Annotated in this window: 16 protein-coding genes; 9 read left to right on the plus strand and 7 right to left on the minus strand. The window is 60.1% G+C overall.

Annotated elements, in window-relative coordinates:
• Positions 1 to 12: 12 nt before the first annotated feature.
• The gene (locus P3C50_RS00745) at positions 13 to 1,185 is read right to left on the minus strand and encodes a cyanate transporter (protein WP_275544514.1); all 1,173 of its coding nucleotides are present in this window, start codon (positions 1,183 to 1,185) and stop codon (positions 13 to 15) included.
• Positions 1,182 to 2,084: a DMT family transporter gene (locus P3C50_RS00750; protein WP_275544515.1), complete on the minus strand. Its 903-nt coding sequence runs from the start codon at positions 2,082 to 2,084 to the stop codon at positions 1,182 to 1,184. Before P3C50_RS00750 ends, P3C50_RS00745 begins: the two co-directional genes overlap by 4 nt.
• Before the next feature lie 85 nt (positions 2,085 to 2,169).
• Here P3C50_RS00750 and P3C50_RS00755 point away from each other — a divergent pair, with 85 nt between their 5' ends.
• The 4 genes from P3C50_RS00755 to P3C50_RS00770 all read left to right on the plus strand — a co-directional run bounded on the left by P3C50_RS00755 (position 2,170) and on the right by P3C50_RS00770 (position 5,368).
• Positions 2,170 to 2,673 (plus strand): MarR family winged helix-turn-helix transcriptional regulator, encoded by a 504-nt coding sequence (locus P3C50_RS00755; protein WP_275544516.1) that lies wholly within the window; start codon positions 2,170 to 2,172, stop codon positions 2,671 to 2,673.
• Between the two features lie 67 nt (positions 2,674 to 2,740).
• Positions 2,741 to 3,037 (plus strand): hypothetical protein, encoded by a 297-nt coding sequence (locus P3C50_RS00760; protein WP_275544517.1) that lies wholly within the window; start codon positions 2,741 to 2,743, stop codon positions 3,035 to 3,037.
• Positions 3,038 to 3,449: 412 nt separating this feature from the next.
• Positions 3,450 to 4,427, plus strand: a complete 978-nt coding sequence (locus tag P3C50_RS00765) for a threonine/serine dehydratase (protein WP_275544518.1) — start codon at positions 3,450 to 3,452, stop codon at positions 4,425 to 4,427.
• Positions 4,424 to 5,368 (plus strand): ornithine cyclodeaminase family protein, encoded by a 945-nt coding sequence (locus tag P3C50_RS00770; protein ID WP_275544519.1) that lies wholly within the window; start codon positions 4,424 to 4,426, stop codon positions 5,366 to 5,368. Before P3C50_RS00765 ends, P3C50_RS00770 begins: the two co-directional genes overlap by 4 nt.
• Positions 5,369 to 5,385: 17 nt before the next feature.
• Here P3C50_RS00770 and P3C50_RS00775 read toward each other — a convergent pair whose 3' ends face one another.
• The gene (locus P3C50_RS00775; RefSeq protein WP_115297914.1) at positions 5,386 to 5,997 is read right to left on the minus strand and encodes a helix-turn-helix transcriptional regulator; all 612 of its coding nucleotides are present in this window, start codon (positions 5,995 to 5,997) and stop codon (positions 5,386 to 5,388) included.
• A 153-nt stretch (positions 5,998 to 6,150) separates the two neighbouring features.
• Entirely contained in the window at positions 6,151 to 7,044 is an 894-nt protein-coding gene (locus P3C50_RS00780; RefSeq protein WP_275544520.1) for a LysR family transcriptional regulator, read from the minus strand.
• 95 nt (positions 7,045 to 7,139) lie between these two features.
• Here P3C50_RS00780 and P3C50_RS00785 point away from each other — a divergent pair, with 95 nt between their 5' ends.
• Positions 7,140 to 8,306, plus strand: a complete 1,167-nt coding sequence (locus P3C50_RS00785; RefSeq protein ID WP_275544521.1) for an MFS transporter — start codon at positions 7,140 to 7,142, stop codon at positions 8,304 to 8,306.
• 50 nt (positions 8,307 to 8,356) lie between these two features.
• Here P3C50_RS00785 and P3C50_RS00790 read toward each other — a convergent pair whose 3' ends face one another.
• Entirely contained in the window at positions 8,357 to 8,806 is a 450-nt protein-coding gene (locus P3C50_RS00790) for a carboxymuconolactone decarboxylase family protein (protein ID WP_115291992.1), read from the minus strand.
• A 450-nt stretch (positions 8,807 to 9,256) separates the two neighbouring features.
• Between P3C50_RS00790 and P3C50_RS00795 the strand changes: the two genes are divergently transcribed.
• On the plus strand, positions 9,257 to 10,126 hold the full coding sequence (locus tag P3C50_RS00795; protein ID WP_183895804.1) for an AraC family transcriptional regulator: 870 nt from the start codon (positions 9,257 to 9,259) through the stop codon (positions 10,124 to 10,126).
• Between the two features lie 151 nt (positions 10,127 to 10,277).
• On the opposite strand, the gene P3C50_RS00800 is transcribed toward P3C50_RS00795, so the two are convergent.
• Together P3C50_RS00800 and P3C50_RS00805 are read right to left on the minus strand one after the other, a co-directional pair.
• Positions 10,278 to 10,580, minus strand: coding sequence for a LasR-specific antiactivator QslA (locus P3C50_RS00800; RefSeq protein ID WP_143498117.1), 303 nt, complete (start codon positions 10,578 to 10,580; stop codon positions 10,278 to 10,280).
• On the minus strand, positions 10,573 to 10,815 hold the full coding sequence (locus tag P3C50_RS00805; RefSeq protein ID WP_275544522.1) for a hypothetical protein: 243 nt from the start codon (positions 10,813 to 10,815) through the stop codon (positions 10,573 to 10,575). Before P3C50_RS00805 ends, P3C50_RS00800 begins: the two co-directional genes overlap by 8 nt.
• A 519-nt stretch (positions 10,816 to 11,334) precedes the next feature.
• Here P3C50_RS00805 and P3C50_RS00810 point away from each other — a divergent pair.
• From P3C50_RS00810 to hrpA, 3 genes are all read left to right on the plus strand, one after another.
• Positions 11,335 to 13,260 carry a DUF3696 domain-containing protein gene (locus tag P3C50_RS00810; RefSeq protein WP_275544523.1) on the plus strand — a complete coding sequence of 642 codons (1,926 nt, stop codon included), beginning with the start codon at positions 11,335 to 11,337 and terminating at the stop codon, positions 13,258 to 13,260.
• On the plus strand, positions 13,248 to 14,246 hold the full coding sequence (locus tag P3C50_RS00815; protein ID WP_275544524.1) for a hypothetical protein: 999 nt from the start codon (positions 13,248 to 13,250) through the stop codon (positions 14,244 to 14,246). Before P3C50_RS00810 ends, P3C50_RS00815 begins: the two co-directional genes overlap by 13 nt.
• A 682-nt stretch (positions 14,247 to 14,928) precedes the next feature.
• Positions 14,929 to 18,954, plus strand: a complete 4,026-nt coding sequence (gene hrpA, locus P3C50_RS00820; protein ID WP_275544525.1) for an ATP-dependent RNA helicase HrpA — start codon at positions 14,929 to 14,931, stop codon at positions 18,952 to 18,954.
• Positions 18,955 to 18,976 lie beyond the last annotated feature (22 nt).

An 18,976-nucleotide genomic window follows, 5' to 3' on the forward strand; every position in this document is an offset into this window, starting at 1 on the left:
GTATCGAGCGCATCAGTCCGTCGCGACGCCCAGGGTGCGGCGTTCGTGAGCGGGGCTGAAGCGCACCGCCATGGCCATCAGCAGCACGGTTGCCAGCGCCATCAGCTGCCAGCTCAGGCTCAGGTCTGCGCTGTAGCGGCGCAGCACGCCCGCCAGCAACGGCGCGCACGCTGCAATCAGATAACCGCCACCCTGGACGAAGGCCAGCAGCTCGCCCGTCTGCTGCGGGTCTTCCAGGTGATCCTGGGCGACGACCAGCGAAAGCGGGAACAGACCGCCAATGCCGACACCCAGCAGCAGGGCGACGAGCACCACCAGCGTCTGCGGTGCCAGCTGCAGGACGATCAAACCGGCAAGAAGCGACACCAGCACCAGCGCCAGCAAGGGGCGTCGATCCGGGAATCGAGACAGCAGGCTGGAGAGCAGCAGGCCGGCGACTACCTCGCACAGTGTCAGCGCGGCCAGCAACAGGCCACTGGCCTGGGCGCTCCAGCCCAGCGCCGTGTAGTAAGGCGGCAGCCAGGCCAGCACCAGGGTGTAGCCGGCCGTACCAATGCCGAAGAAGCTCATCAGCAGCCAGGCTCTGGGCCAGCGCCAAGGCGCGAGCGGCGGCGTGGCGCTGGCGACGGTTGCCGGTCTGGCCGGCGCCGCACGACGCCATATCGCCGCGCCGAGCAGGGCCGGCAGTGCCCAGCCCGCCAGGGCCCATGACCATCCCGCCCACTGCGCCAGCCATGGGGTGAACGCCGCACCGAAAGCGGCGCCGGCCATGATTGCGCAGCTGTAGAAACCGATCAGGCGACCACTGTCCGCGGCGAAGCGCGACTTGATCAGGCCAGGCAGCAGCGCCTGAACGAAGGCGATGCCGGCACCGGCGAGCAAGGCGCTGATGATCAGCGTGTTGCCGTCGGGCAGCAGGCCACGCAGCAGGCAGGCGAAGGCGATCAGCAGGGTGCCGAGGAAAATGCCGGCGCTGTCGCCAAGACGTCGACGCAGCGGGCCGGAGGCCAGCGCCCCCAGCCCCATGATGACCACGGGCACGCTGGTCAGCAGGCTGGCACCGACAGAATCCAGGCCGGTATCGAGCTGGATGCGATCTAGCAGCGGGCCGATGGCCGCCAGCACCGGGCGTAGGTTCAGGCCGAGCAGGATGATCGCGATCAGCAATAGATTCTCGCGCTTCACTGCTGGGCCTCCTGCGCGCTGCGCCAGGCCACCAGCAGCACGCCGGCGACGATGCACAGCGCGGCCAGCAGCATGCTCAGGCTGCCCTGTTCACCGAGCAGGCCGATGGCGATGGCCGCGCCAGTGATCGCCGCCACCGAACCGATCTGGCTGAGAAAAACGGTGCCGGCCAGGTTCTGCAGGATGAAGAAGAGCGCATAGACCGCCGCGAACAACAACATCTGTGCCGCCAGCAGGCCAACCGCCTTGGCACTGCCCAGATGCGGCGCGAAGTCGACGCCGAGCAGGGCGGTGGGAATGAGCAGCAATGCGCCGCCCAACAGCATGCCGGGCGCCAGCGACAGCGGGCTGGCGCCGCTCGGCCAGTAGCGGGCGCGGTAGATGTTGCCCAGTGCCAGGAACACCGGCACGCTGAGCGCGCCCAGCACCCACAGCGTCGGGCTGTCGCCGCTGTTGAGCTTGCCCAGCGCCAGCAGCAGGCTGCCGGCCAGGCCGATGCAGATGCCCAGCAGGCGGATGCGGCTCAACCCTTCCATGCGCAGGGCTAGAGCCAACAGGTAGGTGATCAGCGGCGGGAAGGCCAGGCACATCGAGGCGAAGCCGGCGCCGACATGGCCGATGGAGCTGAACAGCAGGGCGTTGGGCACCGCGATGCTGAGCAAGCCGGAGGCCAGGTAGTAGCGTTGCTGCGGCAGGCTCATGCCGGGCCGTTCCCCCCGCAGCCAGGTGAACGCCAATAGCAGCAGACCACCACCGAGCAGGCTCCAAAGCAGAAAGGCCATCGGCTGCCATCCGCTGCCGCTGGCCAGCTTGACCAGGTTGCTGGTCAAGCCCATCAACGTACCAATGGTGAACAGCAGCGAAACGGCCAGAAATGGCCGATATTGGGTGCCCGACATGCACGTGCCTCCTTGGGGTGAATACGCTACGATGGCAACATTCTTTTTGAAAAGTATCTTGATGGCAAGATAAATCGAGGACGATATGCAAGACCGCGCACAACTGGCCGCCGAACAGTGGCGACGCCAACGACCCGATTTGGATGGTTTCGCCATGGCCGTGCTCGGTCGCCTGGGCGAACTCAGTCAGGTGATCAGCCGCGACCATCTGCTGCCGTTCTTCGCCGAACACGGGCTGCAGGCCGGCGAGTTCGACCTGCTCGCTACCCTGCGGCGCTCGGGTGAGCCTTATGCGTTGATGCCTACCGCGCTGTACGAGAGCGCGATGATTTCCTCGGGCGGCATGACCAGTCGCATCGACCGTCTGGAAAAGGCCGGGCTGATCGAACGGCGCAAACACCCCAGCGACCGCCGTGGCGTGCTGGTGGCGCTGACTCCGGCCGGGTTCGAATTGATCGACGGTATGCTCGCCGCCCATGTGGCCAACCTGCAGCGTGTGCTCTCAGGATTGACCGCCGACGAGCAACGGGCGTTGCATGAATTGACCGGCAAGTTGCTGGCGGGGTTGGCGCAGCCGAGCGCTGATTGATTGCCGATGGCTGCCACCCAGGGTGTGCGAGCCATCAGCCGGGCGCAGGGAGGGCGCCGATATCCTTATGAAAAAGAGTGCAATCCTTTTTGCGGCGACGCTGGCATTGAGCGCTCTATGGCTGAATGTGGGGTTCTATGAAACCTACTTCGCCGAAGACAATCGCACGGTCTTCTTCATCAAGAAGTACCCGACGTTGCAGGTTCGATTCGAGAACATCTTCCTGTCGGATCGAGATGACAAACCCCTTGCACATCTCAGTGAAGAAGAGCGCGGCGTGGTGATCGCTTACTGCAAGTACCGACTGGGTATCGAGACCGAACTGAAGACTCAGGATGAGCTGGAGGCTTGCAAGGGGATGTAGGCAGTGGGGGTACGCATGGCGATCCCCAGCTTGCTGGGTCGGCGGATCGAGCTGTCGATGACTCCACGCTCCAGCGTGGGAACGGATATTCCCCGGCGCATGTATGCGCGAATCCCGCGCCTGGCCCATTCCCCGCAGCAGCCAGACTCATGAGGGCTCTCGCGCTACAGCCTGACGCCCAGACCATGACCTTCGTAGATAGACGAGTAGCGGGTGGGCTCGTGCCTCGGCCTTTCGCCTTTCGCCTTTCGCCGGGCGACTCGGTAAAGCATCTTGCTGGGAGTGGAATAAAAGTCTACTGTAGACAAAATATTCCATTTACTGCGTTTGGTCGTGCATGCCGCTCGGCCTGCCGCGCCGATGCCGACCAGATCGGATAGCCGTCTTCTCATTCCCACGCCAGAGGTTCCAGATGTCGTTCGACGATTCCCGTTCGCAGCAGCTCTTCGCCGCGATCAGCGAGGCGCATGTCGCGCTGCGCCCGCAGGTGGCGGTCACTGCACTGACCCACAGTGCCGCGCTGTCCGCGATGACGGGGTGCGAGGTCTACCTCAAGTGCGAGCACCTGCAGCACACGGGGTCGTTCAAGTTTCGCGGCGCCAGCAACAAGATCCGCCTGCTTCCCGCCGAGCAACGCGAGCGTGGCGTGATAACCGCATCGTCCGGCAACCACGGCCAGGCGCTCGCTCTGGCGGGCAGGATGCTCGGCGTGCCGGTAACGGTGTACACGGCGGCGACCGCTTCGCCCGTCAAGCTCGATGCGATTCGCGCCCAGGGCGCAGAGGTGGTGACGCTGGCGACGGATCCGCTCAGCGTCGAGCTGGAAGCCGCGCGCCAGGCCAAGCTTCAGGGCAAGCCATTCGTTTCGCCCTACAACGACGCCCAGGTCATCGCGGGCCAGGGCACCATCGGCATGGAATTGCATGAACAGGCCGAGCACCTGGACGCAGTGTTCGTCGCCGTGGGTGGCGGCGGCATGATTTCCGGCATCGGCACCGTACTCAAGCGCCTGAGCCCGGCAACCCAGATCATCGGCTGCTGGCCTGCCGTTGCCCCGACGCTGCAGAAATCCCTGGAGGCCGGGGCGATCATCGACATGCAGGAGGGCGATACCCTGTCCGACGGCACCGCTGGCGGCGTCGAGCCCGACAGCATCACCTTTCCCCTGTGCCAGCAGCTTCTGGATCGCACCGTGCTGGTTTCCGAGGTGCAGATCAGAGAGGCCATGCGCGATGTCGCGGCAACCGAGCGCTGGATCATCGAGGGAGCGGCCGGCGTTGCCGTAGCGGCGATGAAGAAACTCGCGCCGGCCTATCAGGGCAAGCGGGTCGGGGTGGTGATCTGCGGGCGCAACATCACCCTGGAGAAATTCCTCGGGGCCTTGGCGTGAGGATCATCGAGCGGGGCCAGATCGTCGCCGGTATCGACCTCGACCTGGCCGTGCAGCGAATCGAAGCAGGCTTCATCGCCTTCTCGGCCGGCAAGGTGCAAGTGCCGCCGGTGCAGATGTTCGCCTTCGCCGCTGCGAACGGTGACTGCTGCGTGAAGTCCGCCTTCATCGAGGGCAGCGAAACCTTCACCGTCAAGGTGTCCACCGGTTTCTACGGCAACCCCGACAAGGGCCTGCCGAGCAACGACGGCCTGATGCTGGTGCTGTCGGCCAGCGATGGTCGGCCGCTGGCGCTGTTGCAGGATCAAGGCTGGCTCACCGGCATGCGCACGGCCCTGGCGGGGCGCATCGCGGCGTGGCTTCTCGCCCCGCGCGAGGTGCATGCCATCGGCATTCTCGGCACCGGCATGCAGGCGCGACTGCAGCTCGAACAATTGCGGGCGGTAAGCGCGTGCCGTCGGGTCATCGTCTGGGGCCGTAGCGATGCGGAACTGGCCTCCTACAGCGACTTCGCCACCAGGCTCGGATTCGATGTCCAGGCAACGCGGGATGTGAAGACGATGGCCGAAGGGGCGAACCTGATCGTCTGCACGACGCCGTCGCGCGAGGCGCTGATCGCCCGCGACTGGATCAGGCCGGGCACGCACATCACCGCCGTCGGCGCCGACGCGCCCGGCAAGCAGGAACTCGACCCGTTGCTGGTCGCGCGGGCCGATCGCATCATCGTGGATTCAATCGCTCAATGCCGGCAGTACGGCGAGGTGTCCCATGCCCTGAGGGCGGGATTGATCGACGAGACGCAACTGGGGGAAATCGGCGCCTTGCTCGCCGGCCGCATCACCGGGCGTAGCCGCGAGGATGAAATCACCCTGGTCGACCTCACGGGCGTTGCCGTGCAGGACGCGCAGATCGCCCAGTGCGCGTTGCAGGCGCTGGGCTGACTCGGCTGCGGCCAGGGTCAGCCCGCGCGCAGGGCCTTCAGGTATTTGTAGACCGTCGCCCGGCCCATGTTCAGCACGTTGGCGATGTAGTCCGCCGCGCTGCGCCCTTCGAAGGCGCCCTCCTTGTACAGCGCTTCGATCAGGTCTTTCTTGTGCTGCTGGCTGAGGGCGCCGAGGGCCAACTGCCTGTCGCGCAGCCAGCTGTGCAGAAAGGTGTTGATGCGCTCCTGCCAGTCATCGCGAAAGAGGGCGTCCGGCTGGGGAATGATGCGGCTCATCTGGAAGAAGGCGTCGAGCGCTTCACGGGCCTGGTCGAGCACCGACAGATTGAGGTTGATGCACATCAGCGCCTCGGGCTTGCCCTTGGCGTTGCGCAGCACGCTGCTGATCGAGCGGATCTTCTGGCCGTTCCAGTTGAGCTTCTCGTAGGGGCCGAGGGTGGACGCCGAGGCGAACTCGCCCGCGATGTCCTCGAGCGCCGAGTCATCGCCGAGGCTGCGCTTGGAGAGGTTGTTGGCCAGGTGCACGATCCTCTGGCTGGCCAGGTCGTGGATGACGACCTCGGCGTGAGGAAACAGCAGTGTGGCGATGCTGTCGGCAATGGCTTTGTAGTTGTCGAACTGGGTCATGGGCAGGGCTTCGATGGCCGATCCAGGGCATCCATGGCAGGCATGGAGGGCATGTGCGTAAGACTGACCGGGCGATCATACCAGTTTGATCGCCTGGCCAAGCCCGGCCTGCCACCGGCTTCACCGTTGCCGTCTGGCAGGCCTGAGGCAGCTCTACATCCTGTGATGCTCAATCAGGAAATCCACAAACACCCGCACCCGCGCCGGCATGGCCGAGCCGCCGACGAATACCGCATGAATCGGTTCCCGGTCACCGGGGTTGAAGGCTTGCAGCAGCGGCACCAGATCGCCGCGCTGGATGTCCTCGGCTACGGTGAACTCGCCGATGCGCGCGATGCCGGCGCCAACACGGGCGAACTGCGCCAGCGCCTCGCCACTGCTGCATTCGATATTGCCGCAGACCTTGAGCGAGAACGCCTGGCCATCGCGGACAAAGGGCCAGTTGGGTTCGGCACGGCGGAAGTTGAAGCGCAGGCAGTTGTGCTGCAGCAGGTCTTCCGGCTGCTGCGGCGTGCCATGGCGTTGCAGGTAATCGGGGGAGGCCACCACCACCTGGCCGGTATCGCCCACCTTGCGTGCGGTCAACGGGCTGTCCGGCAGATGGCCGAAGCGCACGGCCACGTCCGCCTGGCCGCCGAGAATGTCGACCACTTCGTCGCCCAGGCTGAGGTCAACGGTGATGTTGGGGTAACGCGCGCTGAACGCCGCCACCAGCGGCACGATGGTCATCCGGCCATGGCCGAGCGCAGCGCTGACGCGCAAGCGCCCCCGTGGCACGCCCTGATCGGCAATGGCTTCTTCGACCTCCGCCATATCGGCAAGGATGCGCCGTGCACCACGCAGGTACGCCTCGCCCTCGGCGGTGAAGGTGATCGCGCGGGTGGTGCGCAGCAGCAGGCGCGTGCCAAGGCGCTGCTCGGTACGCGCGATGATCCGGCTGACCGCCGAGGGCGTCAGCCCCAGTGCACGTGCGGCGGCCGACAGGCTGCCTTGCTCCGCCACAGTGGCGAACACCACCATGTCACCTGATCGGCCGCCTATGTCCATTTGTGCTCCGTAAGCAAAGGTGTTTGCCAGAAATGCCATCTACCGCCGCCAAGGTTTGGATCCTAGCATTCGCGGCATAGATGAGGAGACTTCCCATGCGTATCAATCCACCACTCGTTGCACTCGCCATCGGTGCCTTTGGCATCGGTGTCACCGAGTTCGCCCCCATGGGCATGTTGCCGGGCATCGCCAGCGATCTCGGCGTTTCCATTCCCGCTGCCGGCCTGTTGGTCAGCGCCTACGCTCTCGGCGTGCTGCTCGGCGCGCCATTGATGACCCTGACCACCGGCAAGATTCCCCGGCGCTACCTGCTGATCGGGCTGATGGCAATCTTCACCCTGGGTAACCTGATGTCGGCCCTGGCGACTGACTACTACAGCCTGCTGATCGCCCGGGTAGTGACCTCGCTCAACCACGGCGCCTTCTTCGGCGTCGGCTCCATTGTCGCCGCCAGCGTGGTCGCGCCAGACAAACGTGCAGGGGCGGTGGCGGCGATGTTCATGGGCCTGACCCTGGCGACCATCGGCGGCGTACCGCTGGCGGCCTGGTTCGGTGAAGTGTTTGGCTGGCGCACGGCGTTCTGGGGCATCACCGGCCTCGGTGTGCTGGCCATGCTCGCGCTGTGGTTTGCGCTGCCCAACGTGCCGCTGCCGAAGAGCGACGGCGTGCTGGCGGAAATCCGCGTGCTGGGCCGTGGCCCGGTGCTGGCGGCACTGGCCCTGACCGTGATCGGTTCCAGCGCGATGTTTACCGTGTTCACCTATATCGCGCCGATCCTCAGCAGCGAGACCCAGGCCTCCACCGCCTTCATCACCGCCATGCTGGTGCTGTACGGCATCGGCCTGACGTTGGGCAATGTGTGGGGTGGCAAGGCAGCGGATCGTTCCGTCGACCGCACTCTGATCGTTTCGCTCAGTGCGCTGATCCTGGTATTGCTGGCCTTCACCGTGCTGATGCGCTGGCCACTGCCGGCGGCCGTGGCCATCCTGATCTGGGGCATCGCTAGCTTCGCCATCGTGCCGCCGCTGCAGATGCGCGTGATGGAAGCGGCCAAGGCCGCGCCCAACCTGGCCTCGGCGGTGAATATCGGCGCCTTCAACCTCGGTAACGCCATTGGCGCGGCACTGGGCGGAGCGGTGATCAAGGCGGGGCTGGGCTACCCGGCGATTTCCCTGGCCGGCGCAGCGATGGCCGGGCTGGGGCTGCTGATGGTGCTGGGTTTTGCCTGGCGTTCCAGGGCTGTGACGGCTGCGGTGGCCTGAGAGGGAACAACTGGGAAGGGGTGGACTGAACGGCTCCACCCCCTTCCGGTTTACGCCTTCGCAGCAGGGCTCAAGCGAAAGCTGACACCCATGCGGTTGAACGCGTTCATGGCTGCGATAGCTGCCGTAAGGTCGACCAGGTCTTTCGGGGTGAATGCTGACGATGCCGCGGCATAAGCCTCGTCGGAAACATGCGTTTCACCAACCAGAGTCACTTCTTCCGTCCAGGCCAAGGCGGAACGTTCCTGCTCGGAAAACAGATGCGCGGCCTCATGCCAGACCGGCACCAGAACGAGCTTTTCTACCGACATACCTCCCTTGATCAGATCTCGCGAATGGATATCGATGCAGTGCGCGCATCCATTGATTTGCGATGCCCGCAAGAACACGAGATGTATGAGCTGAGGCGGCAGATTCGTTCCGGTGGTGACGTAATGGTGCAGCCCGCCCAGCGCTTTTGCTGCACCGGGTGAAGCCTCAAACCAATCAAGACGAGTCATAGAGCAGTACCCTTTGTGGATGGGGGATCAGTAAGGTCTGCCCAATTAAGACAATTAAGAGGATCAAGGTATTGATCCAATTAAAGGCTTAATGAGTGGTCCACTTTGCGGCGTGGCCGTTGTGGCTTTTGATGCCCTTGGCTCATGGCTGCTCAGCTCTGTGAACGGAATACGATGGCTCCCACGCTCCGGCGTGGGAGTAAGCCCGTGACGCTCTGCGTCACAGCGCAGCACGCAACTGCCGTGGTAGACGCTGGAGCGTCGAGGGCTGCATGCCCACGCGGAGCGTGGGAATGATCAAAAGAGAAGTCGCCGGGTTAGCAGATGCTAACGTGCTCCTGTATCGCGCTTAGGAGCGATCAACAGGCCCAACTGAGCAAGTACGGCTAGGCGCAGGCATGGCGCCATTGCCTAGGCTAGCGCTTACCGTATTCCTGGAATTTCTGCATCGTGTCTGTTCGATCACCGTCCTCTGCTTACACCCAGCGTTTCGATGCTGTGCTCGCTTATATCGATGCCAACCTCGATGGTGATCTGTCGGTCAAGGCGTTGAGTCAGGTGGCGAGCTTTTCGCCATTTCACTTCCATCGGCAATTCGGCGCGTTCGTTGGCGTACCGGTTTCACGCTATGTGCAACTGATGCGACTGCGGCGCGCTGCCCATGGGTTGGTGGCCCGAGCGGAAGTCTCGGTATTGGATGCTGCATTCCATGCTGGGTTTGAAAGCCCTGAGGCGTTCAGCCGGGCATTCAGGCGAGCGTTTGGCATGCCGCCCAGCGAATTCAGAAAGGCCCCCAATTGGCAGGTGTGGAATACGGTATTCGCCATCCCTCACTTTTCAAGGACTGTCGCCATGCACGTACAAATCGTCGACTTCTCACCCGTTCGCGTCGCCGCATTGGAGCACTGCGGCCCACCTGAGCGGGTCGTTGAAAGCGTCAACACCTTCATCCAATGGCGCAAGCAAAGCGGGCAATCGCCGGTAGCATCGAGCCGCTCCTTCGGCATTCCATACGGCAACCCCGATACCACGCCAGCCGAGGAGTTTCGCTTCGCCATTTGTGGCGAGATTCGAGAGGCCGTGGCGGCAAACGAATTCAACATTCGCGAACTGACCATACCGGGCGGGCGTTATGCCGTGGTTCGGCATACGGGCTCCACGGATCATATCGGCGAAACGATTTATCCAATCTATCGCGATTGGCTGCCGAGCAGCGGCGAGGAGCTACGCGACCAGCCGTTGTTCTTTGAATACCTGAGCGTTTACCCCGAGACGCCCAAGGATCAATGGCAAACGGATATCTATGTGCCGTTGCGTTAGAAACGAACGTAAAGCTCACCAGGGCGTCGGCCACTCAGACGCAGCGTTGTAGGGCGTACTCGCGAAGCAGTACGCCTTTTGTTCTGGCAGGTGGACCGTTCGCCGGCGCTACGAGCGGCCGGCGTCCCGGTCCACCTTGCGTGCTGAGTAGTTACAGCCGCAATTCCGTGCGCAATGCCTGATGCCCACCGCCTAGCGGCGAACACAAGCGTTGGTGGATGCGGCTGAGAAAACCCAGCTCGAAGGCATGGCGCTGTGCGCCCGGCGGGTACAACTGCCGCTCCAGTAACAGGTTGGCCCAAAGCCAGCCGCTGTTGGCGTCGTCCAGCCAGGCCTGCGCGGTCTGCACACCGTGGCCGAAGCTTGCCTGGCAATCTGCATTCCAGCCAAATTCAGCAGACGGTTGCCCATCATGGCTGGGCAGGTGGGTGAGATAGCGTTGCAGCTCAATCATGCTCGGCCCTCCCGGCTGCCTGGGCGATGGCCCGGCGGTAGAGCACGATCAACTCGCTGAGCAGCGCATGGGTGGTGCTTGCCAACTCCGGCTCGGGCATGCGCCGCAGCAGTTTGGTCAGTAATGCCGCGCGATATTCGGCCGCTGCCTGCAACGGGCACTCGTCGGCCACATGGCTGTGCAAGGGATTACGTGGTGTAGGGAAGGGGATAACGACGGATTCAGGCTTGGTCATGCAGCACCTCCAAAACGGAAGTCGACACAACAGCCAGCAGCCCAGGGCGGAGCCCTTGGGTAAAAGGGGGATAGTGCATTTTCCTTATGCTCCTCGGACGATTTAAGGAGCCGCCATCCAGCCTTCCTACGGGCGTGGGTGGCGGACCGTGCAAGGGTAGGAAACCGGCGTCCGAGGGAACCGGCCAGGCCGAAGCCTGCCTCACACGGCCCGCCATAAATGCACGAGAAAACAGCAGGCACAAAAAAAGCGCCTGCTCTCGACTATGGCGCTACCGCGCCCGGACAAAACGGGTTCCTACACCCGGTCACGGGATTGACCGTGACGGGGCGGACTGTAGCGCGGGTGGGGGGAGAGGGCAAGGTTGGGGATTGGTCGCTCTCGGCTAACAGCGGTCGTTCAGCAACATCAATAGCGTGGTCTGTCCCCGATTGGTATTCGGCGAGGTTGATTAGGGGCGGCACTATGCCATACTCGGACACCCCAGTCTGGCTTCAGTTGTAATTTCAGGGACGTCCAATGATAAGTTCACTCTCCTTAAGAAATTTCAAATCAATTCAAAAAGAAACTGCTCTTCAATTTCAAAACCTTTCATTAATTTGCGGATCAAATAGCTCCGGGAAAAGCTCCATTATCCAAGCGCTTCTAATGCTGAGCCAAACATTCGCTTCGCGATATTTGCGGCGCTCTGTATCTCTTAATGGACGTTTAGTGCGGCTTGGATCTTTTCACGATATATTCAATCATGTGTCAGCTGATGACGAAAAAAATAAAGACCGCAGCATAGACATTAAAATAAGCATGGAAATGCAGCCTGAGATCACATTTGCTGGAATAAAAAAACTGAGCATCGCCTTAACGTTCAGTGCTCAGCACGAAAGCAACCGAAAATTTGATAGTGAGTTTCATCCCGAGATCATAAGTGGGAAAATAAAAGTTGAGCGAATCGATACCGAATCCATAGTCGAGCAAATAGAGTTTTCCTCATTTGAATCCGGGAAGTCGAACAGTGATCTGTTTTATGTGAGTTCCCTAGAGTCTGTAAGCAAGCATTTGATCTCCAAAGAGTATCCAGACTACAAAATTGAGGGTGTGTCTAAGTATGACTTGGTTCCGCATAACTTGCATCTCGTATACGATCTTACAAAAAAATTAAGTCAAAGTGTAGTGCCCTTTCTGATTGGTACGCCAAACTATTTAAAGACGGTTGATGATGATATCATTGAAAAACTCAGCGGTCTTGAAATACCTAAGCCTATTCTTTACAAGCTTCGTTCCCTGATTGAAGCTGAAAATGAAGAGCTTGTCCGTAACTTTGTTCTGCCTGACGAAATCCTTGAAATTCTAAAAAGCGATAAAGAACGGCTAGATGCTAATCATGTTCGTAATATTTTGGCTCGTCAGTCGATTGCACTTAGTCACGATAGGTTTGATAAATTATTCGAGCCTGAAGCTATTGCGGTTGTAGACTGGAGAAGGACTATTGCGGAGCTCAATGATAAAGAAAAGAAAGCTTTGTCTGATGTACTAATTCGGAATCGTGAAGAAATCCAAGGGACATGGTACATCAACATGAAGAGGGTTCGTGCTAAGGCCATCTATGATTTAAGTGCTCTAGGTCAGTTGGAAATATTTTTGTCATATTTTTTCCCGAGAAACCTGAAGTACTTGGGGCCATTGCGATATGAGCCTCAGGCTATGTACCAAGCCTTCGATCTATCGGAGCCAAAGACAGTTGGGCTCAAGGGCGAAAATACCGCGGCAGTACTCCATCTAAATAGTTCTCTTAAATTGTCCTATCCGTTCGTAATGGAGAAGGAAAACGGTGGTTTAGAGTTTGGCACTAGAGAAGGTACGTTAAGCGCAGCTTGTACTGAGTGGCTATCTTATATGGGGGTGATTACGGACTTTCAAACATTTGACAAAGGTAAGCTTGGTTACGAACTACAAGTCAAAACCAATGAAAGTGATAAGATGCAAGATCTTACTCATGTTGGTGTCGGGGTGAGTCAAATATTGCCGATTGTTGTGATGGCTCTTTTGTCTGAGGCTGATGATATACTTATTTTCGAGCAGCCGGAGCTTCATTTGCACCCAAAAGTTCAATCCCGACTTACAGATTTTTTTCTAGCGCTATCGAATGATAGGCAATTAATCATTGAAACTCACAGTGAGTATTTGATCAACAGGTTGCGGCTTCGAATCGTTCAGAGTCGGAATGACGGAATTAAAGACGCATCTACAATTTTGTTTGTCAACAAAGGCAAAGAGGGGTCGCAATTCCAAAAGGTCGATATTACTCCGTTTGGGTCGATCGTAAACTGGCCGAGCGAATTTTTCGACCAAACAGATACAGAGGTCGAAAATATTCTTCTGGAAGCAGTTAACAAAAAGAGAGAAGGTGCAGCTATAAAAGAAGTGGGGCGAGACGAATGCAAATCGTAGTAAGTTGCGACTACCTTGTTGCGCCGGCGTTTTGCGAGCCTTCCCATATAGTAGACAAAGTGAGTGATTTGGTTAATATAAAAAGAGAAATTGACGGAGGGGGTGTTCGGGCGACTATTGAAAGTAATGCTTTGCTCAAGCTTTCGGAGATTGGATATTATCCATGTAGTGCATTGTTCAAAAGAAATATATCGGCTAGTTTTGCAGAGCTATTCTCAATTAAGGATGTCACTAAGGTCGTTTATCACCTCGCTTCGATGACTTTGGATGATGACAATTTTTTCCCAGAGTGTGTTGCTTACTGGAATAGAAAAGAAATAGCTCCTGATATAAAAGGCTGTAGTCACGAGCGGGGTGAGGCTATAATTGATTTGGTGGAAAGCATATTTTTGGCGAACCATTTTCATGGGAAGTCGCTATCAATTCTGCATCATCCCCTAGAATTAGGGCATAAATCTGTGACATTTACTGGTGAGTTGACTAATAGTATCCCAGAGACCCCGCCACCATTACCGGTTACACTTGAAGATAATATTTCTTTATTCTCTGACTACTCGGAGTTCTTGTCGCAGTTTGACGCCGCTGCTGCTTACAATGCTGCCAAAAATTCTGAAGAAATCAAGGATGCCTTGATCTTGGGCGCTGTAGCTTTAGCTCGAGGTTGCGGCAAAGCTGGCATCGAAAACTTTGAGTTTAGCAATAAATTTATCGAGAGTCTTAGTTTGCATCAGTGTGCTCCAACACAGCGATTTTCAAACACGGCATTTGATGTGATCTGTCATGTGATTGCAGGGGTTGAGAAGTATCCACACAAACCATTTTATTCAGATCTAGACAAGAAAATCCAAAAAACTAGAGATGGCAAACTTGCTTGGCGCACTCATGTGACAACAGGTAATCCTGCGTTAAGGTTCATGTATTGGGTTGGTGGTGATGGACTCACGCTGGCGAATATAGGAAATAAAAAAGATTTAGAGATTTTATAAAGCAAGGTTGACCATGTGCCCGAGTTCGTAATTTGCTCGGGTTTTTATTTTTAAAATTCATTTGACTGAAGTGATTTTCCTCTATCTGCTTTGGTGGCGTGCTGGTCATTTCTGTATCACTATATTCCAAGGGGACAATCACGTCACGCTAAGCAGTTTCCTCACGCATCCTCCAAGGCTGGGAAGATATATACTCGTCGCATCTCAATGGTGCTGACGAAAGTCGGTAGATTATTTAAATTAGCTGCCGGCTTGTGGTGCTCTGTTTTTTCTTACCATTTACTCTTGGCTGTTTTTCTTCGACGACGACCAGAAGGATTGCTTTCTCTCCCCTAGGCAGTCGTTTATAGCTGACCTTTCACGTAGTGACTGACCGCTTCTGGCCGATTCTGTTGAAAAGTCGGTTTCTGCGAAAGCTGCCTGTCAGCAGCTCAGGAAACGCTCGATTTCGGCGTTGCTACTTGAAAACCAAGGCATCTCCCGCCTTCTGAACGAACCAGATTTCATCATCGCTCACGTTCTTTCATGGGCAAAAATCGCGACGGGACTTTTTCAACAGAATCGGCCGAAACCCGCTGCTCCCTTACGCCTTAATCTTGCGCTCTTCCGCTGCGCCATAGCCTGCCCGCCATAAGCCGTAATCTGCGACAATCCCGCCTTTGCCCTGATTGCCCCGATCCAGATGACTGACCTCGCCACGCTGCAGAAGAACCTCGACCACGTCATGATCGCCGAGCGCCATCGCTTGCGCAGGCAGTTGCATGAGCTGCAGAAGCATCCCGACGAGGCCAAGCTGGCGCAGTGGCTGGAGCGTTTTCAAGCGTCCAGCGACAAGGTCGCGGCGCGGCGCAGCAGCATCCCGGTGATGCGCTATGACGATGCGCTGCCGATTGCCGCCAAGCGCGACGAGATCAAGGCCGCGCTGGAGAAGAGCCAGGTGGTGGTGATCGCCGGTGAGACCGGTTCGGGCAAGACCACGCAGTTGCCGAAGATCTGCCTGGAGATCGGTCGGGGCGTGCATGGGCTGATCGGCCATACCCAGCCGCGCCGGCTGGCAGCGCGCAGTGTTGCGACTCGGGTAGCGGAAGAGATCGGCACGCCGCTGGGCGAGCTGGTCGGCTATCAGGTGCGCTTCGAGGATCAGAGCAAGGACGGCACGCTGATCAAGCTGATGACCGACGGCATCCTGCTCGCCGAGACCCAGCACGACCGCTTTCTGGAAAAGTACGACACCATCATCGTCGACGAGGCGCACGAGCGCAGCCTCAATATCGACTTCCTGCTCGGCTACCTGAAGACCCTGCTGCCGCGTCGCCCGGATCTGAAGCTGATCATCACGTCGGCGACCATCGATCTGGAGCGGTTCAGCAAGCATTTCAACGACGCACCGATCATCGAGGTCTCCGGGCGTACCTACCCGGTGGAAACCTGGTATCGCCCGCTGGCAGCGGAGGTGGACGAGGAGGGCGAGCGTCTGCTCGATGACCTGTCCATCGACCAGGGCATTCTCGCCGCGCTGGACGAGATCACCGAGCACGAGCGCAGCGTGGGCAAGCGCCCTGGCGATGTGCTGGTGTTCCTGCCTGGCGAGCGCGAGATTCGTGAGGCCGCCGAGGTGCTGCGCAAGGCCAACCTGCGCCTGACCGAAGTGCTGCCGCTGTATGCGCGGCTGACGCCCGCCGAGCAGCAGAAGATTTTCGCGCCCATGGCCGGGCGCAAGATCGTGCTGGCCACCAACGTCGCCGAAACCTCGCTGACCGTGCCGGGCATCCGCTACGTGATCGACAGCGGCACCGCGCGCATCAGCCGCTACAGCTACCGCGCCAAGGTGCAGCGCCTGCCCATCGAGCCGGTGTCGCAGGCCAGCGCCAACCAGCGCAAGGGACGTTGCGGCCGGGTCGAGCCGGGTATCTGCATTCGTTTGTACAGCGAGGAGGATTTTCTCGGTCGCCCGGAATTTACCGACCCGGAGATTCTGCGCACCAACCTGGCGGCGGTGATCCTGCAGATGCTGCACCTGCGCCTGGGCAGCATCGAGGACTTCCCCTTTATCGAGCCGCCAGACGGCAAGGCCATCAGCGACGGCTTCAACCTGTTGCAGGAGCTGTCGGCGGTCAACCGCGAAAGCCAGCTCACGCCCATCGGCCGGCAACTGGCACGCCTGCCCATCGACCCGCGCCTGGGGCGCATGGTGCTGGAAGGTGCCAAGCAGGGCAGCCTGGAGGAAATCCTTATCGTCGCCGCCGCGCTGTCGGTGCAAGACCCGCGTGAGCGACCGATGGATCGCCAGCAGGCCGCCGACCAGGCACACGCGCAGTGGAAGGATGTGGACTCGGACTTCGCCGCGCTGATCAACCTGTGGCGCGGCTTCGAGGAGAAACGCCAGGAGCTGGGCAGCAACCCGCTGCGTACTTGGTGCAAGAAGAACTTCCTCAACTACATGCGCCTGCGCGAGTGGCGCGATGCGCACCGACAATTGGTGCTGATTGCCCGTGAGCTGCAGTTGCAGAGTGGGCGTGGTCGCGAAGCTGCCGCTGCGGCGAGCAATCGCGGTCAAGACCGCTCCCACAAGATTGCCCCCACCACCGATACCAAGGTCAACGTGATCCTGCGCGAGCAGGCCGAGGCCAGCGAGGCGGCGGTGCGGGCGAAGAACTACGCCGCCGTGCACAAGGCGATTCTTGCCGGCCTGCTCAGCCAGATCGGCCAGAAGACCGAAGACGGCGACTACCTCGGCGCGCGCCAGCGGCGTTTCTGGATTCACCCCTCCAGCGTGATCGGGCGCAAGAAGCCCAACTGGGTGATGGCCGCCGAGCTGGTGGAAACCACCAAGCTGTTCGCCCGTATGGTGGCGAAGATCGAGCCGGACTGGATTGAACCGCTGGCGGCGCATCTGGTGAAGAAGAACCATCTGGAACCGCATTGGGAGAAGAAGCGCGGCCAGGTTGTGGCGTACGAGCAGGTCACCCTGTACGGCATGATCATCGTCGGCCGCCGCCCGGTGCATTACGGCCCCATCGATCCGCCCGTGGCGCGCGAGATGTTCATTCGCGAGGGGCTGGTGCGTGGCGAGATCAACAGCCGCGCACGCTGCCTGAGCGCCAACCGCCAGTTATTGGAACGCCTCGACGAGCTGGAGGCCAAGTCGCGCCGCCGCGACATTCTCGCCGACGAGGAAACCCTGTTCGGCTACTACGAGGCGCGCATTCCGCAGGACATCTACCAGGCCGCCAGTTTCGAGAGCTGGTACAAGAAGGGCAGCGCCGCCGACCCGCAGCTGCTGATCATGCGCGAGGAGGACGCCCTGGCCCGCGATGCCAAGGAAGTCACCGCCGCGCAGTACCCGGACACCTTGCGTATCGGCGAGTTGCAACTGCCGCTGTCCTACCACTTCGAGCCCAACCACCCGCGTGATGGCGTGACCCTGCGCGTGCCGGCGCCGCTGTTGCCGCAACTGCAGCCCGAGCGCCTCGAATGGCTGGTGCCGGGGCTGCTGGAAGCCAAGTGCATCGCCCTGGTGCGCGGCCTGCCCAAGGCGCTGCGCAAGAACTTCGTGCCAGTGCCGGACTTCGTCGGCGCGGCGCTGGGCAAGCTGGTGTTCGGCCAGGGTTCGCTGCCGCAGGCACTGGGCCAGGAACTGCTGCGCATGACCGGCGCGCGGGTATCCGACGATGCCTGGGCGGAAGCGGCTGAAAGCATCGAAAACCACCTGAAGATGAATATCGAGGTGGTGGATGCGCGCGGCAAGTTCCTTGGTGAAGGCCGCGACCTGGCCGAGCTGACCGCACGTTTCGCCGAGGCCAGCCAGGCTGCGTTGGCCATCCCGCAGCAGAGCGACAAGCCGAAAGCGGTGGAGGCCAAGGCCTTCGCCGAGGTGGCCGAGAAGGCCCAGCAGAAGATTGCCGGGCTTTCCATGACGGTCTACCCGGCCTTGGTGGAGGAAGCGGGCGTGGTCAAGGAAGGGCGCTTCCCGACCCAGGCCGAGGCCGACTTCCAGCACCGCCGAGCGTTGCAACGCCTGCTGCTGCAGCAACTGGCCGAGCAGGCCAAGTTCCTGCGCGGCAAGCTGCCGGGGCTGACCGAGTTGGGCCTGCTGTATCGCGACATCGGCCGTGTCGAGGCGTTGGTCGAGGACATTCTGCTGGCCAGCCTGGATGCCTGCATCCTCGAAGGTGAGGCCACGCTGCCGCGCGACGGTGCGGCCTTGGCGCAACTGGCCGGGCGCAAGCGTGGCGACTGGACGGCGCATGCTGAGCGCATCGCCCGCCTGGTGCTGGAGATTCTCAAGCTCAACCACGGCTTGCAGAAGCGCTTCAAGGGCAAGATCGATCTGGCCCAGGCCATGGCGCTCAACGACATCAAGCAGCAGTTGGCCAATCTGGTCTATGCCGGCTTCGTGCGCGAGACTCCGGGCGAGTGGCTGAAGGAGATTCCGCGCTATCTCAAGGCCATCGAACAGCGCCTGGACAAGGTCGGCGCGCAGGTACAGCGCGACCGAGTATGGGCGGGCGAGCTCACCGGCTACTGGGAACAGTACCAGGCGCGTGCTGCCAAACATGCCCAGGAAGGCAAGCGCGACCCGCAGCTGACCCTGTATCGCTGGATGCTGGAGGAATACCGCGTGTCGCTGTTCGCCCAGCAACTGGGCACCAAGATGGCGGTATCGGACAAGCGCCTGAGCAAGCAGTGGACGCTGGTTGAAGCGTGATCGGCGTGGCCTGGTTTTCATT

This window comes from Pseudomonas sp. Marseille-Q0931, assembly GCF_940789645.1.
GTDB lineage: Bacteria > Pseudomonadota > Gammaproteobacteria > Pseudomonadales > Pseudomonadaceae > Aquipseudomonas.